This is a genomic window from Sporichthya polymorpha DSM 43042, from assembly GCF_000384115.1.
Classification (GTDB): Bacteria; Actinomycetota; Actinomycetes; order Sporichthyales; family Sporichthyaceae; genus Sporichthya; species Sporichthya polymorpha.
On record NZ_KB913029.1, the window covers coordinates 1,102,823 to 1,117,199 of the forward strand.

Annotated in this window: 17 protein-coding genes; 8 read left to right on the forward strand and 9 right to left on the reverse strand. The window is 70.9% G+C overall.

What is annotated here, in order from left to right:
• Positions 1-18: 18 nt before the first annotated feature.
• Genes SPOPO_RS0105465 through SPOPO_RS27875 form a run of 3 tightly spaced genes read right to left on the reverse strand, consistent with a single transcriptional unit; the run spans position 19 to position 2,532 of the window.
• A complete protein-coding gene (locus SPOPO_RS0105465) occupies positions 19-843 on the reverse strand; it encodes a mycofactocin-coupled SDR family oxidoreductase (RefSeq protein WP_019873779.1) in 825 nt (274 codons plus the stop codon).
• A 17-nt stretch (positions 844-860) separates the two neighbouring features.
• Positions 861-1,301: a VOC family protein gene (locus SPOPO_RS0105470; RefSeq protein ID WP_019873780.1), complete on the reverse strand. Its 441-nt coding sequence runs from the start codon at positions 1,299-1,301 to the stop codon at positions 861-863.
• 46 nt (positions 1,302-1,347) lie between these two features.
• Positions 1,348-2,532: a phosphotransferase gene (locus tag SPOPO_RS27875; protein ID WP_019873781.1), complete on the reverse strand. Its 1,185-nt coding sequence runs from the start codon at positions 2,530-2,532 to the stop codon at positions 1,348-1,350.
• Between the two features lie 94 nt (positions 2,533-2,626).
• Here SPOPO_RS27875 and SPOPO_RS27880 point away from each other — a divergent pair, with 94 nt between their 5' ends.
• Positions 2,627-3,292, forward strand: a complete 666-nt coding sequence (locus SPOPO_RS27880; RefSeq protein ID WP_019873782.1) for a TetR/AcrR family transcriptional regulator — start codon at positions 2,627-2,629, stop codon at positions 3,290-3,292.
• Here SPOPO_RS27880 and SPOPO_RS32415 read toward each other — a convergent pair.
• Positions 3,243-3,761, reverse strand: coding sequence for an ester cyclase (locus tag SPOPO_RS32415; protein ID WP_084670896.1), 519 nt, complete (start codon positions 3,759-3,761; stop codon positions 3,243-3,245). The genes SPOPO_RS27880 and SPOPO_RS32415 overlap by 50 nt on opposite strands.
• A 60-nt stretch (positions 3,762-3,821) precedes the next feature.
• Between SPOPO_RS32415 and SPOPO_RS0105490 the strand changes: the two genes are divergently transcribed.
• Positions 3,822-4,796, forward strand: coding sequence for a hotdog family protein (locus SPOPO_RS0105490; RefSeq protein ID WP_019873784.1), 975 nt, complete (start codon positions 3,822-3,824; stop codon positions 4,794-4,796).
• Entirely contained in the window at positions 4,793-5,995 is a 1,203-nt protein-coding gene (locus SPOPO_RS0105495; RefSeq protein ID WP_019873785.1) for a CoA transferase, read from the forward strand. Before SPOPO_RS0105490 ends, SPOPO_RS0105495 begins: the two co-directional genes overlap by 4 nt.
• Before the next feature lie 2 nt (positions 5,996-5,997).
• Here the strand turns inward: SPOPO_RS0105495 and SPOPO_RS0105500 are convergent, their stop codons facing one another.
• Entirely contained in the window at positions 5,998-6,729 is a 732-nt protein-coding gene (locus SPOPO_RS0105500) for an enoyl-CoA hydratase-related protein (RefSeq protein ID WP_019873786.1), read from the reverse strand.
• A 49-nt stretch (positions 6,730-6,778) separates the two neighbouring features.
• Here SPOPO_RS0105500 and SPOPO_RS27890 point away from each other — a divergent pair, with 49 nt between their 5' ends.
• Positions 6,779-7,609 carry an alpha/beta fold hydrolase gene (locus SPOPO_RS27890; protein ID WP_169577158.1) on the forward strand — a complete coding sequence of 277 codons (831 nt, stop codon included), beginning with the start codon at positions 6,779-6,781 and terminating at the stop codon, positions 7,607-7,609.
• Positions 7,610-7,620: 11 nt separating this feature from the next.
• Here SPOPO_RS27890 and SPOPO_RS0105510 read toward each other — a convergent pair whose 3' ends face one another.
• From SPOPO_RS0105510 to SPOPO_RS0105520, 3 genes are read right to left on the reverse strand one after another with little or no spacing between them, the layout of a single operon-like run.
• Positions 7,621-8,265: a nitroreductase family protein gene (locus SPOPO_RS0105510; RefSeq protein WP_019873788.1), complete on the reverse strand. Its 645-nt coding sequence runs from the start codon at positions 8,263-8,265 to the stop codon at positions 7,621-7,623.
• 32 nt (positions 8,266-8,297) lie between these two features.
• Positions 8,298-8,522, reverse strand: coding sequence for a histone-like nucleoid-structuring protein Lsr2 (locus tag SPOPO_RS27895; RefSeq protein WP_019873789.1), 225 nt, complete (start codon positions 8,520-8,522; stop codon positions 8,298-8,300).
• A 48-nt stretch (positions 8,523-8,570) separates the two neighbouring features.
• Entirely contained in the window at positions 8,571-9,410 is an 840-nt protein-coding gene (locus tag SPOPO_RS0105520) for an SDR family NAD(P)-dependent oxidoreductase (RefSeq protein WP_019873790.1), read from the reverse strand.
• Between the two features lie 51 nt (positions 9,411-9,461).
• On the opposite strand from SPOPO_RS0105520, the gene SPOPO_RS0105525 reads away from it, so the two are divergent.
• Positions 9,462-9,893, forward strand: coding sequence for an SRPBCC family protein (locus SPOPO_RS0105525; RefSeq protein ID WP_028984540.1), 432 nt, complete (start codon positions 9,462-9,464; stop codon positions 9,891-9,893).
• Between the two features lie 19 nt (positions 9,894-9,912).
• On the opposite strand, the gene SPOPO_RS0105530 is transcribed toward SPOPO_RS0105525, so the two are convergent.
• The gene (locus tag SPOPO_RS0105530) at positions 9,913-11,298 is read right to left on the reverse strand and encodes an MmgE/PrpD family protein (protein WP_019873792.1); all 1,386 of its coding nucleotides are present in this window, start codon (positions 11,296-11,298) and stop codon (positions 9,913-9,915) included.
• Positions 11,299-11,492: 194 nt separating this feature from the next.
• Here SPOPO_RS0105530 and SPOPO_RS27900 point away from each other — a divergent pair, with 194 nt between their 5' ends.
• The 3 genes from SPOPO_RS27900 (at position 11,493) to SPOPO_RS27905 (ending at position 14,325) form a co-directional block, all read left to right on the forward strand.
• The gene (locus SPOPO_RS27900; protein WP_281168149.1) at positions 11,493-12,539 is read left to right on the forward strand and encodes an LLM class flavin-dependent oxidoreductase; all 1,047 of its coding nucleotides are present in this window, start codon (positions 11,493-11,495) and stop codon (positions 12,537-12,539) included.
• A gap of 25 nt (positions 12,540-12,564) precedes the next feature.
• Positions 12,565-13,119, forward strand: coding sequence for a DoxX family protein (locus tag SPOPO_RS0105540; protein ID WP_019873794.1), 555 nt, complete (start codon positions 12,565-12,567; stop codon positions 13,117-13,119).
• A 477-nt stretch (positions 13,120-13,596) separates the two neighbouring features.
• Entirely contained in the window at positions 13,597-14,325 is a 729-nt protein-coding gene (locus tag SPOPO_RS27905) for a PDDEXK family nuclease (RefSeq protein ID WP_019873795.1), read from the forward strand.
• Positions 14,326-14,377 lie beyond the last annotated feature (52 nt).

Genomic DNA, 14,377 nt, shown 5'->3' on the forward strand with positions numbered 1-14,377 from the left:
TCAGGAGTCGGCGCCGGGTCAGAGCACCATGAACCCGGCGTCGACCGGCAGCGTCACGCCGGTGACGTAGCGCGCCTCCTCGGAGCAGAGCCACAGGATCGCGTTGCTGATGTCGAGGGCATCGAGCATCTCGACCGGCATCGCGTGAGCCAGCTTCGACAGCTCGTCGGGGTACGCCGCCGCGAGCTCGCCGAAGCCCTCGTTGACGATCATCGGGGTGTTGACCGCGCCGGGGTGGACGCTGTTCACCCGAATGCTGTGCGGGGCGAGCATGTTCGCGTACGTGCGCATCAGCCCGACGACGCCGTGCTTGGCGGCGACGTAGCCCATCATCCCGGCGTTGTCGGGGATGTTCAGCCGCCCGGACAGGCCGGCGACGGACGAGGTGAGCACGATGCTGCCGCCCCGGCCCTGTTCGATCAGCGTCGGCAGCGCGGCCTCGACGGTGTTGTAGACCCCGGTGAGGTTGACGTCGACGACGTCGGCGAAGGCTTCGCCGGTCTTCGCGACCTCGCCGATACCGGGGAAGATGCCGGCGTTCGCGAGCACGATGTCGAGCGCGCCCAGCTCGGCGCTCCCGGTCTCGACGGCCTGGCGCAGCGCGGCGGCGTCGCGGACGTCGGCCCGGGAGACGACGATCCGGGCGTCGCGCTCCTCCACGAGCTTCACCGTCTCGGCGAGGTCGTCGTCCGTCGCCATCGGGTACCCGACCGAGTCCATCTGCGAGCACAGGTCGACGCCGATAATCGACGCGCCCTCCTCAGCGAGCCGGAGCGCGTGCGAGCGCCCCTGACCCCGGGCGACCCCGGTGATGAACGCGACCTTGTCGGTGAGACGACCCATCGAACGCTCCTTCGCGATCAGCTGATGCAGAACTCGTTGCCCTCGGGGTCCTGCAGAACGACGTAGTAGTACGGGTCGTCGGCGTCGTCGTCCCGGTCCCGCCACTGCACGACGGCGCCGAGCGCGACGAGCTCGTCGACCCGCGCGTCCACCCTGGCGACCCGCTCGGCCTGCGTCAACGTGTCGTCGCGAGCGGTCGGGTACACGTCGAGGTGGACGCGGTTCTTCCCGGCCTTCGGTTCCGGCACCCGCTGGAACCAGATCGGCGGGCGCAGGCCCTCCGGGTCGAAGAGCCGGTTGTCGAACTCCTCGCCGTCCCCGAGCCGCCCCCGGTAGTGCCGGTTCCACGGGGTGTCCGGCTCCGCCGGCGGGACCGGCGTGTAGCCGAGGGCCTGCGCCCAGAACCGGACCAGCGCCGGCGGGTCGAGGCAGTCGATCGTGATCTGGAAGAACACCATGCGGCGACGGTAGACGCCGCGGGGCCCTTGCGGCGGGAGGCCGCTGCTACCGGAGGCTGTCCAGGCAGTCGTGGTCGTCGAGGAACGCGGCGACGCGCTGCCAGGCGCGGTGCATGTAGTCCATCGGCTGCATGCCGGCGGGCTGGAGGCGGCCGGCACCGATCGTCAGCAGGGTGAACATGACGATGTGGAACTGCTGCTGGCGGTAGCGCAGCAGGGCCTCGTCCTTGGTCGGTGGTTTGGGGACGCCCTCCTCGCCGAGCCGCCAGAGGTAGCGGTCGAGGAGGTCCTGCTCCCAGGCCCGGCGTTCCTCGGTCGGAAGGTTCACCGACAGGGCGTAGGAGAGGTCGAGTGCCCACTCCCCGCGCGCGACGCACTGCCAGTCGTACAGACCCATCCGACCCTCGGGGTCGCGGAGCCAGTTTCCCTGGTGGACGTCCTGATGCAGCAGCGTCGGCGTGCCCGTGGAGTTGAGTCGCAGCGACCGCATCACCGCCGGCACGAGCTCGGCCTTCCGCCGGTAGACCGCGGGCGGGGTGAGATCGCGGACGCGTTCGATGCCGACGCGGGCGCGCCGCTCGATGCCGAGGTCGTTGAGCCGGGCCTGGAACTGCTCGGTGGTGGGGAGCTTGGCGAGGTCGGCGCGCAGTCGGGGTGAGTCCCAGAACGAGGCGTGGAAGTACGCCATCTGGTCGATCATGTCCTCGACGTCGCGACGACTCAGGCGCTCCTTCATCGGGTCGGGGAAGGTCCAGCCGACGGCGGCGAGGTCCTCCATCAGCACGATCGAGCGGAATCGTCGCCCGTCGGAGGCGGCGTGGAACGCCCGGGGGCTGCGCAGTCCGTCGAGCCCCGGGCGCACCTGGTTGTAGAAGATCGACTCGGTCTCGGTGACCCCGCCGAGGACGAGGAACAGCCGCGAGCCGAGGGTCGACGCCGACTTCGTGAACAGCCGCTCGGGCAGCTTCGCCGCGACGCCGGCGGAGTTGTACTCGACCCGCAGCGCGCGGCGCGAGGACGTCCCGTCCGACCCACCGACGACCTCGAAGCGCTCGACCGCGGCACCGGGAACACCCGCGCACAGGACGGCGGTCAGCCACTGCGGGGTGATGGCCCGAACGTTCGGCGGCGTCTCGTCCGCGCGAGTCACGCGGACCGGGCGCACCTTCTCCCGCAGGTGATTGCCCGTAACCCGGGCGGCCAGCAGCGGCAGCGTCAGCTTCGCGCCCATGGCGACCTCCTCGTCGAAGGCACCGACGCTAAACCCCTTATTTGACGCGCGTCAACAGTTCTTGCCGTGCGTCAGGTTCTGCCAGACTGACGAGGTGGCAGAACGACGGCGGCACGGCCAGGCCCCCCGGCGCGGCGACGAGCGGCGGGAACGGCTGCTCGCGGCACTGGAGGAGCTGCTCGCCGAGCGACCGCTGAGCGAGATCGGGGTGGCCGACATCAGCGCGGCGGCGGGGGTGACCCGGTCGGGGTTCTACTTCTACTTCCCGAGCAAGGGAGCGGCGGTCGCGGCGCTGCTGGCGGACTTCCGCGACGCCATGGCCGCCGCGGGCGCCGCCTGGTACGAGGACAACACGGCCGATCCGGCCGAGCGCGTCACCCGCACCGTACGGGCGAGCGCCGAGCTATGGCGCGCTCACGCGCCACTGCTGGTCGCCATGCTCGACGCCGCGGCCGGCGGCCCCGAGACCCAGGAGATCTGGGGATCGTGGACCGCCGGGTTCGTCGAGCGGATCCGGGCGCGCATCGCCGCCGACCGACGGGCGGGGTTGGTGCACACCGAGGCGGACGCGCGCGCCCTCGCCACGCTGCTCATGGGCGCGACGCTGTCCGCGATGGAGCACGAGGTCCGGGCCGTGACGGCCGGTCAGAAGCCGCGGCGGGCTCTGCTCGACGCGCTGGTCGACCTGTGGTTCCGGACGCTGTACGCGCCTACTTCTTCCGCTTCGCCAGCAGGCCCTTCACCCGCGTCTGCAGGTTGACCATTCCCTTCATGCCCTTGTCCGGCGGGCTGCCGGCCGGGGGCATCAGGCCGATCGCACGACCGAGCTCCATCGCGTCGAAGTACGCGTCGTTGCGCACGATCAGGCCGTCGCGCACGGTGAGCTGGTCGAGGCCCTGGACCTCGCCGCCGGCGCCGGTCGGGAGGAAGCCGTCGAAGCGGCCCGGCCCGGTGAAGGCCGCCTGCGCACGCCAGTGCACGCAGACCCGGTCGCCCTGGGCGGTCGTCTCGATCACCTCGAGCTTCCACTCGCCCATCGCGTCGAACAGCGAGCCGAAGAAGCCGCGCAGCCCGGCGGGCACCGGCAGGTTCCGGTTGCCGGGGACGGCCTCCACGCCGCCGGTCGCCACCCAGCACTTGACGGCCCGGTCGAGGTCACGATCGTTCAGCGCCGAGAAGTACTCCCGGACGATCGCCGTGTTCTGTTCCAGAGTGTCCACGGAAGTCATGCCCCCAGTGTGTCGATCCCGGGCACCACGGACATACTGTCCAGACAGGTTGGAGGATTTATGAGTTCCGGTTCCGAGGTCGGCCCGCCGTTCTTCGACGACCTGGCCGTCGGCGACGTCTTCTCCGCGCCCGGCATGACTCTTGCCCCGGGGCACGCCGCTCTGCACCAGGCGATCACCGGTGATCGCCTCCGGCTCGCGCTCGACGCGCCGCTGTACGAGGCCGTCACGGGGACGCCGGGTCTGCTCGCGCACCCGGCGCTGGTGTGCGACGTCGCGATCGGGCAGTCGACGGCGCCGAGCGGACGCGTCCTCGGCAACCTGTTCTACCGCGGCCTGGCCGCGCGGCCGGTGCCCGTCGGGACGACGCTGCGGACGCGGACCGAGGTCGTCGCCCTCAAGACCGCGTCCCGCGGCCGCGGCATCGCGGCGCTGCGGTGCACGACGACCGACTCCGACGGCGCGCCCGTGCTCGACTTCTGGCGCTGCCCGTTGCTGCCGGCGCGGACGCCCGAGCCGCCGCCGCACGACGCCGACCTCGACGCGGTCGGCCGGCCGGTGGACGTCGCCGCGCTGGTGCCGTCGTGGGACCTGGCCCCGCTGCGGGCGGAGCCGCTCGGGCCGCTGTTCGCCGACCTGACGCCGGGCACGCACCGCATCGTCGCCGGTGAGACCGTGACGAGCGCGCCGGAGCTTGCGCGCCTCACGCTGAACACCGCCATGACCCACACCGACGCCACCGCCGGGGCGCACGGGCGGCGGCTCGTCTACGGCGGGCACGTCATCGCGATCGCGCTCGGGCACGTGACGCGGCTGCTGCCCGACCTGGCGACAGTGCTGGCCTGGCACTCCTGCGACCACACGGGACCGACCTTCGAGGGCGACCTGCTCCGGACCGAGGTGACCCTCGAGCAGTTGGAGCCGCTGGCCGACGGCGGGCTCGTCCACTTCCGCGCCCGGAGTGCGGCGCTGTCCCCGGGGGAGGAGACCCCGCGAGAAGTGTTGGACTGGCGTGCGGTGGGGTTGATGCCATGACAGGGGTTCTGGCCGGTCTTCAGGTCATCGAGGGCTCGGCGTTCGTCGCCGCGCCTCTCGGCGGGATGACGCTGGCTCAGCTCGGGGCGGACGTGATCCGCTTCGACGACATCGGCGGCGGCCTGGACTACCAGCGGTGGCCGCTGGCGCCGGGCGGGCAGAGCCTGTTCTGGGCCGGGATGAACAAGGGCAAGCGCTCGGTCAGCGTGAACCTGCGCAGCGAGGCCGGCCGCGAGCTCGTCACCGGGCTGGTCGCGAAGGCGGGCAACCTGATCACGAACTTCCCGGCTCGCGGGTGGCTGTCCTACGACCGGATGCGGGAGCACCGACCCGACCTGGTGATGGTCGCGCTGACCGGCAACCGTGACGGGACGAGCGAGGTCGACTACACGGTGAACCCGGCGACGGGGTTCCCGCTCGCCTCGGGCCCACGCAACCTGACCGAGCCGGCGAACTCGCTGATGCCGGCGTGGGACGTCGCGATGGGTGGGCTGACCGCGACCGGTCTGCTCGCCGCCGACCGTCACCGCTCCCGGACCGGCGAGGGCCAGCTGATCGGGCTCGCGCTCTCCGACGTTGCGTTCGCGATGGTGGGGCACCTCGGCCGCATCGCCGAGGCCCAGCTCGGCGGGCGCGACCAGGACAAGGACGGGAACTACCTCTACGGCGCGTTCGGCCACGACTTCGCGACGGCCGACGGGCGTCGCGTCATGGTCGTCGCGCTGACGAGTCGTCAGTGGAACGCCCTGCGCGAGGTGACGGGCCAGCAGAAGGCCTTCGACCAGATCGCGAAGGCGACCGGCCTCGACCTCGACACCGAATCCGGCCGGTACGAGGGCCGCGACCTGATCGCCGCGATCCTCCGGCCCTGGTTCGGCGCGCGCACCCTCGCCGAGCTCCGCGAGCTCTTCGACGGAACCGGCGTCTCCTGGGGCCCGTACCAGACCTTCACCCAGCTGGTCGTCGACGACCCCCGGTGCTCCGAGGCGAGCCCGATGTGGGAGACCGTCGAGCACCCCGGCGTCGGCTCCTACCTGATGCCCGGCACCCCGCTGGAGTTCTCGGGCATCCCCCGCCGGCCCGTCCGCCGCGCCCCGCTCCTCGGCGAACACACCGAGGAGGTTCTCTCCGAAGTCCTCGGCCTCACCTCCACCGAGATCGGGCGGCTCCAGCAGGAGGGCACGGTGGCGGTGGGCTGACGTCAGGCCTTCGGCCGACCCATCGACCACATCTGGACGGCCTGCTCGGCGCGCAGTGCGGACTGCCACGGCAGTTGCCGCGAGGAGGTCTGCGCCCGGAAGGTCTGCGTCGCCGCCCGCGCGAGCTCGGGGTCGGTGCATCGCCGCGCGAGCTCCAGGGCACGCTCGTCGACCTGGTCGTCCGGCAGCGCCTCCCACGCCAGGCCGAGGTCGACGAGCTTCTGCCCGACGACCTCCTCGCCGAGCAGCGTCATCGCGACCGAGGTCTGCGGGCCGGCGATCTTGTCGAGCAGCATAAAGTGCCCACCGCCGGGGTGCAGGCCGATCTTGAGGAACCCGGAGAGCAGCTTGGTCTCGGTGGAGACGATGCGGACGTCGGCCGCGAGCGCGAGGTTCACGCCGGCCCCCACCGCCGGGCCGCGCATGGCCGCGATCACGGGGACGTCGACGGTGCCCGCCGCGACGAAGCACTGGTAAACCTTGCCGAGCCCGTCCAGGACCGTCGGGTCCGTGGGGTTCTCGCGGGCGGCGGCGAGCAGCGGCCGCGCAGCTCCGGAGCAGAAGGCGCCGTTCTCCCCCCGCAGGACCAGCGCCGCCACACCCGGGTCGTGCTGCACGGTCGCGATCGCGTCGAGGAACGCGCCGGCGCTCTCGCCGGTGAACGCGTTGCGCGTCGGCGCATCGTCGAGGGTGATGATCGCGACGGTTCCGTCGACCTTCAGCGAAACGCTCACAGCGGGCTCCTCCGGGTTCTCGACCGGCACCGAGCGTACGGTCATGCCCGTGCGCGACGACCCCCGGATCAGCTCGACCGACGACGTGACGCTGCACGTGGAGGACTTCGGAGGAGACGGGCCGCCCCTGCTGATCTGCCACGCGACGGGGTTCTGCGGGGGTGCGTACGCACCGCTGGCGGCGGCGCTGACGCACCGGTTCCGGGTGTTCGCGCTCGACTTCCGGGGTCACGGCCGGTCCGACCCGGCGCCCGGGAACGACTGCTCGTGGCACCGGATGGCGGAGGACGTCCGCGCCGTGGCGACGGCCCTCGACCCGTCCGGGGTCGCGGTGCTCGGGCACTCGATGGGAGCTGCCGCCGCGCTGATCGCGGAGACCCGGTGGCCGGGGACGCTGCGGGCGGCGTACGTCTTCGAGCCCGCGTTGCTGGCGGACACGGACGAGCGGCCCGACCCCACGGCCTTCGTCGAGCGGACGCGGCGGCGGATGTCACGGTTCTCGTCCCGCGGCCTCGCGGGCGAGCGCCTGCGCCGGACGCCGACCTTCGTCGGTTGGAGCGACGAGAGTCTGCGGGCCTTCCTCGAGCACGGCTTCCGGGAGACCGAGGACGGCAGCGTCGAGTTGCGCTGCGCCCCGGAGACCGAGGCCGCCTGTTACGCCTCGGGCGCGGAGCGCACCGGCGTCATCGACGTGGCCGTGCCCGTGACCGTCGCGGTCGGCACCGAGCCGGACCAGATCCGCGCGGCCCGCAGCGCCCGCATCCTCGTGGACACCCTCCCGACCGCCCGGCTCGTCGAGCATCCCGGCACGACACACTTCGGCCCGTTCGAGCGCCCGGGTGAGATCGCGACCGCCGCGCTCAAGGCGCTCGCCGTCTGACGGACCGTCGATCAGTCCGTCGGCCAGCGGTCGAGGAAGCGAACTTCGTCGAGCGGCTGACGGCTCACCCGCTTGAACACCGACGGATCGGTGTGAGCGACGGGGATGAGGCCCATCTGCAGGAACTTCGGCGGGATGCCGAGCAGCTCCGCGGCCTCGGACTCCAGATTGAGGTGCAGGGTCGTGTACACCGTGCCGAGGTTCCGGGCCCGGGCCGCGAGCATGAAGCTCCACACCGCGGGGAGGATCGAGCCGTACATCGACGCGTTCGCAAAGCTGTTGTCCGACAGCCGCCCGCGGATGCACGGAATGACGTGGACCGGGACGCGGTGCAGCACGTCGACCAGGTACTGCGCGCTGCTGTAGACCTTCGCGTTCTGGCTCACCTCGTCGCCCGCCAGGGCCTCGGCCTGCTTGGCGAAGTAGGTCGCGGAGGCCCGGCGGTAGATGTCCGCGAGCCCCACGCGCAGCTGCTCGTCGGTGACGACCAGCCACCGCCAGCCCTGCGCGTTGCTGCCGGTCGGGGCCTGAAGGCTGAGCTCGATGCACTCGTCGACCAGCGCGAGGTCGACGGACCGCTCCAGGTCGAGCTTCTTGCGGACACTGCGGGTGGTGGCGAGGAGTTCGTCGGCGACGGAGAGGTCCAGCTGACTCATGCCGTCAGCATTCCGCACCCGTCGGCGCGGCGTCAGCCGGCCCGGCGCTGGTACCGGCCCGCGTCCCGCAGGAGCGAGAGGGCCCGGACCCGCCGGGCGGCGGCGACGTACATGTCCAGGTCGCTGCGCAGGCGCTCGGCATTCTTCGCCGACAGGTCGATCTCGTAGTCGATCCCGTCGAGCGAGAACCGCACGGTCTCGTCGGCCGGTCCCCCGGTCAGGTCGTCCTCGAGCGCCTTCACCTTCTTGCGCGCCACCCGGCACCTCCTCCGCCGATACGGGGGATTCTAGGGCGGCGGCCGCACCTACCAGCGCAAGGCGGAGGCCCCCAGCCCGACGTCGGTGACCTGACCCGTCATCACTCCGTCGAGGTCGGTGACATGGAACAGCACCGCGCGCGTGACGTGCTCGGGGTCTAGGTACCGGCGGCCGTTCAGTCCGGCGTTGTTCTGGACCAGCCGCGCCTCGAAGTCGTCGCGGGTCGGGTTCTCGATGTCGGGGCAGAACAGGTTGTACGTCGGCTGGTTGAGGAACAGCCCGGTACCGACCGCCGCCGGGGCGACGACGTTGATCGTGATGCCGCTGTTCTGCACCTCGAGCGCCGTGCCCTTCGCCAGCCCGATGACGCCCCACTTCGCCGCCGTGTAGGCCGGCAGGTTGGGGAAACCGCCGCGGGCGCCGAACGACGCAGTGCAGACGATGCGGCCGTAGTTCTGCGCGCGCATCGTGGGGATCACGGCGCGCATCATCTTGAAGTAGCCCGTGATGTTCGTGGCGAGAACGGTCTCCCACATCTCGTCCGTGGTGTTCTCGACCGTCCCGTAATTGATGACGCCGTGGTTGGCGACGAGGATGTCGATCCGCCCGAACTCGGCCAGCGTCGCGTCGACGACGCCCTGGACCGCGGCGGTGTCGCGCAGGTCGGCCTGCAGGCCCAGCGCGCGCCGGTCCTCCTTCTCGACGAGCCGGACCGTCTCCTCCAGTTCGGCGGGCGTCGCCAGCGGGTAGTCGATCGTCGGCAGGTCGGCCGCGATGTCGGCCACGACGACGGCAGCGCCCTCCCGGGCGAGCGCGATCGCGTGGGAGCGCCCCTGTCCGCGCGCGCCACCAGTGACGATGGCGACCTGACCGTCCAGCACTCCCATGACCGTCCCTCTTCCTGTTCGTCCGCTCTCGTCAACGCTAGTGTTAATTCCGTGGGCGATCAATCCGTTCTGACTTTCGAAATTCGTCGATCCTCGACCGCGCCGCCGGAGCGGTTGTTCGCGCTGCTCTCCGACGCGCCCGGGTGGCCGACCTGGTTCCGCGCCCTGAAGCGCGTGGACTGGGAGCCGGGCGCCACGCCGCCGGTGCGGCTCATGCGGATCGGGCCGGTCACGGTGCGCGAGGCGGTGCTGTCCGAGACCGCGCCGACGCACCACGCCTACTCGGTGCGGTCGGTGATCCCGATGCGCGACCACCGGGCGGACGTGCACCTGACCGCGCGCCCCAACGGCGGTACCGACATCGTGTGGAGCACGACGTTCCGCCGCGCCTGGCCGGGCAGCGGACGACCGGTGCGGGCCTTCCTTCAGGCCGGCGTCAGCCGGCTGGCGTCGGCGCTGATCGCCCACGCGGAACGGACCTGAGGGTTCGTCAGGAGGTTGCTCAGCCGCCGCCCAGCGCGAGCTCGGCGACCTCGGCGAGGTCGTGATCCTCCAGGTGCAGGACGACGTCGATCAGGCGCTTGGCGTTCTCCGCCGGAAGGCGGCGCAGGGTGCGTTCGACCATCGCGACCCGCTCGTCGAGGGAGGGCAGGGACGCCGTCAGGCTCGGGACGACGCGGGTGATCGTGCGGCCGTCGTGGAGGGTCACGACCACGGTCTGATCCGCGAACGCGCGGACGCTGGCGCTGTCGTCGACGTGGATCCGCACGCGTTCCCGGGCCGCGACGTAGCGCGGGTCGCGGGACGCCTCGTCGGTGAACGCGGCGGTGTACGGCAGCTCCGGGATGCCCTCGACGAGCAAGCCGGCCACCCCGTGGCGGATGCTGAACTTCGCCTGCTCACCGCTGATCGGGTCGCGGTAGGGCGCGATGCGGTCGGCCCAGGCCGGGACGTGGAGGTCGACGGTCGCGATGTCGTCGGGGCGAAGGCCCTCGGCCCGCAGGATGTCGATCGTGCCGTAAATCGTCTGGTGCGTGAGGCCGCAGGAGCCGTACTGCTTCGGCGCGACCCCGGCGGTGAGGAGGAACAGGGTCTCGCCCAGACCCTCCGTCAGCTTCTCCTCGGCATAGGGGCGGGCGCCGCCGGCGGCGAACTGCTCACCCCAGGAGTAGGCGCCGTCAAGGTAGTTGTCGCAGGCGGTGAACCCGTCGGCCGCGAGCTGCGCGGCGAAGACGCCCGTGCGCGCCGGGACACCGGCCTCGTGGACGTGCGCCATCGAACCGCACCCGCGGGTGCTGCCGTTGCCGAGCGGCAATGCGGTGCCGAGCGCGTGACGCATCTGCTCCGCCGTCAGGTCGTACAGCCGGCCGGCCGTCACCGCGGCACCCGCCGGACCGACGAGCGAGATCCCCATGAAGCCGCGGTCGCACGCGCCGATGCCCGCCGTCCCGAGGCGGCCCTGCATCTCGACACCCGCGACGAGCGCGGTCAGGTAGTCCCGACCGCTGCGGCTGCGGAACTCGCCGACGGCGAGCCCCGCCGCGATCGGCGGGATCAGGCCACTGCCCGGCAGCGTGCCGTAGGACTCGAGTTCGTCCGCGTGCGCGAGGGAGCCGTTGACGTACGCGGCCTCGGCCACGGAGGTCCGGAACCCGCCGCCGAGCACGGCGGCCTGGGCGGTCGCGCCGAGATCCCGGGCGTACCGGACGAGCATCCGGCTGACCGGCTGCGGATGGGCGTTGACCATGTGGCCGATGCACTCGAGGGTGAAGATCTTCCCCACCTCGACCGCCTCGTCGGGCAGGTCGTTGAACTGCAGCCCGACCAGGAACTCACTGAGCGTGGCCGTGATCTCGCTTCGACGCTCGGTTTCGACGGAGGCAGTCATGCGACAAACGGTAGTCGCGGCCTCCGTGAGCGTCAACGTTCGTGTTGCCAGAGGCCGCCCAGCCAGCCAATACAACGTCAACGTCGAAGTTGACAGCGGGGTGAGCGGGCCCTACTTTTGAGCTCACGGCACCTGTTTCCCAGATCGAGTAGATGGAGATCGCGGTGGAATTCGGCCTCTTGTACGAGTGGCAAATGCCTTTCGGAATTTCCCGCGAAGACGAATCGCGTTCCTTCCTGGAGATGCAGGAGCAGATCAAGTTCGCCGAGTCGATGGGCTTCAAGTCGATCTTCTCCGTCGAGCACCACTTTCTGGAGTCGTTCTCCCACGCCTCCGCGCCGGAGGTTCTGCTCACCTGGGCGGCCGCGAACACGACGACGATGCGCATCGGCCACGGCGTCCGGCTCCTGCCGTACCCGTACAACCACCCGATCCGCGCGGCCGAACAGGCCGCGACCCTCGACCTGCTCTCGCAGGGTCGCCTGGAGTTCGGGACCGGCCGCTCCGCGACGCTCGCCGAGCTCGGAGGCTTCAACATCGACCCCAAGGAAACGCGGGGGATGTGGGAGGAGTCCCTGGAGCTGATCCTCAAGGCGTGGACCGAACCGGTCGTCGAGCACTCGGGTAAGTACTTCAACCAGCCCCCGCGCACGATGGTGCCCAAGCCGCTGCAGACGCCGCACCCGCCGCTGTGGATGTCGTGCACCAGCGCCGAGTCGCACGAGATCGCCGGCCGTCTGGGCCTCGGTCTGCTCTCCTTCACGCTCGCGCTGTCGATCGAGGAGCTCGCGCGTCGCATCCAGCTCTACCGCGACACCATCAAGACCGCGACGCCGATCGGCAAGTACGTCAACAACCAGACCGCGGTCTTCGCGATGACGCACTGCGCTCCGACGATGGAGCTCGCCCGCGAGCGCGCCGAGACCGGCGTCATGCGCTACCAGCACGACCAGATCGAGCTGCTGACCTCACTGCTGCCGATCATGGGTGACGGCAGCTCCTACGAGCACTACCAGCGCTTCGTCGGCGTGGACTACGACAAGTTCACCTACGACTACCTCGACAGCAAGGACATGATCGTCGTCGGCGACCCCGAGCGTTGCATCAAGATGGCCAAGCACTACGAGGCCATCGGCGTCGACCGGCTGCTCTGCTTCATGCAGTACAAGGACATGCCGCACGAGCACACGATGGACTCGATCCGCCTGTTCGGCGAAGAGGTCATCCCCGCGTTCAGCTGATCCGCGAGCCGGGGAGAATGACGACATGACTGAAGGCGCGTTCGACTTCGCACTGCTGCTCGTCCGGGTGACGCTCGGCGTCGTCATGATTCTGCACGGCAAGAACCACCTCTGGGGCGCCGGCGGGGTCGAGGGCACCGCGCGCTGGTTCGCCTCGCTCGGGTTCAAGCCCGCGAAGGTGCATGCGCTGATGAGCGGCTGGGGCGAGCTCGCCGCGGGCGCGGCCCTGATCCTCGGGTTCTTCACCCCGTTCGCCTGCGCCTCGGTGATCGGCACGATGTGCGTCGCCGGCTGGGCCGCCCACCGCCCGAACGGCTTCTTCATCTTCCGTGACGGCTACGAGTACGTCCTCGTTATCGGCGTCGTCGCCCTCGCGCTCGGCATCCTCGGCCCCGGCGGCATCTCCCTCGACTCCTCGTTCGGGCTCATCGACTACGACGACCCGACCGACGCCGGCCTCGTCGGCCGCACCGGGGGCCTGATCGCCGGAGTCCTCGGCGTCGCCGGCGCCGCCGCCCTCCTCGCCACCAGCTGGCGCCCCGTCAAGACGGACGCCGACGCCGACTCCTCGGCCTCCTGACGCCCCCACTCTGTGAAGAAAGGGTGACACCCCTTACTGCGCAGTAAGGGGTGTCACCCTTTCTTTTCCACAGGCCACGCACGTCTGAAGTTGTCCACAGGGACGACCGGGCCAGTCGTCCGGCGAGTCGACACTGCGGCGTATGAAGCCACGACTCCTCACCCTCGCCCAGAACCAGGCCTTGGTCTTCAGCGCGATGCAGGCCGAACTTGCCGCGTCGCCACCCGCGAACGCCGAGATCTGGTCTCCTCCCGCATCTGGCGGGAACTCCGGCACGGCATCTACACCCTCCAGTGGTGGTGGGACCAGGCAGACGCCCGTGGGCGTCATCGCATCGAACTCGCCGGAGCTCTCCTCATCCGCGGATGGGACCCTGACTCGCCGACGCACACGCTGGTCGGCGGGCACCGCACGGCGGCCTTTCTCCACGGGCTGCCGTTCCAACCTCCGGCGGAGGCGGTCGCGGCCGCCGCGCACGTGGAAGACCTCCGAGACCTGACGCCGGAGGCCCGGGCCGTCGTCGCCGAGATCGCCAACATCCGGCGCGGCGATGGGCCTCGGCACGTCGACCTGGTCAGCGCCGACCGCGGTCGCCGCACCTCGCGCAACGGCGTCGAGGTTCGCCCGGCCACGTTGCCGGCGGAGCACGTCGTCGTCGACCGCGGCGTCCCGTTGACGACGATGGCCCGAACGGCGGTCGACCTGATGCGGGAGGGCTCAGAGGTCGACGGTCTGATCGCTGCCGACGGCGCGCTGCACCTCGGCGTTCCCCGCGACGAGCTGCGCGCGGTGGCGACGTTCTGCTCCGCGTGGACGAACGGCCAGAAGGCCCTCGACATCCTCGCGTTCGCCGACGGTCTCTCCGAGTCCGCCGCTGAATCCCTGGCTCGCTGGGTCTGCGCGCAGGAGGAGCAAGCCCCCCGCCCCGAGCTCCAGGTCGAACTGTTCGACGCGTTCGGCCTGATCGGACGGGTCGACCTGTTCTTCCGCGCGTTCCGCGTCGTCGTCGAGGTCGACGGCTACCTCAAGTACACCGACCCGTGGTGCGGCGACGCCCGCGAGGCCATGCGCCGTCAGGAGGCCCGCGAGGCACGCCTGCGCCGCGCCGGCTACATCGTCATCCGGACGACGTGGCGGGAGCTCCGCGACGACCCAGCCGGCTTTCGCGCCCGCCTCCTCGCGGCCTTCGCCAGCGCCGCCGCCTGACGTGTGAAGAAGGGGTGACACCCCTTACTGCGCAGTAAGGGGTGTCAGCCTT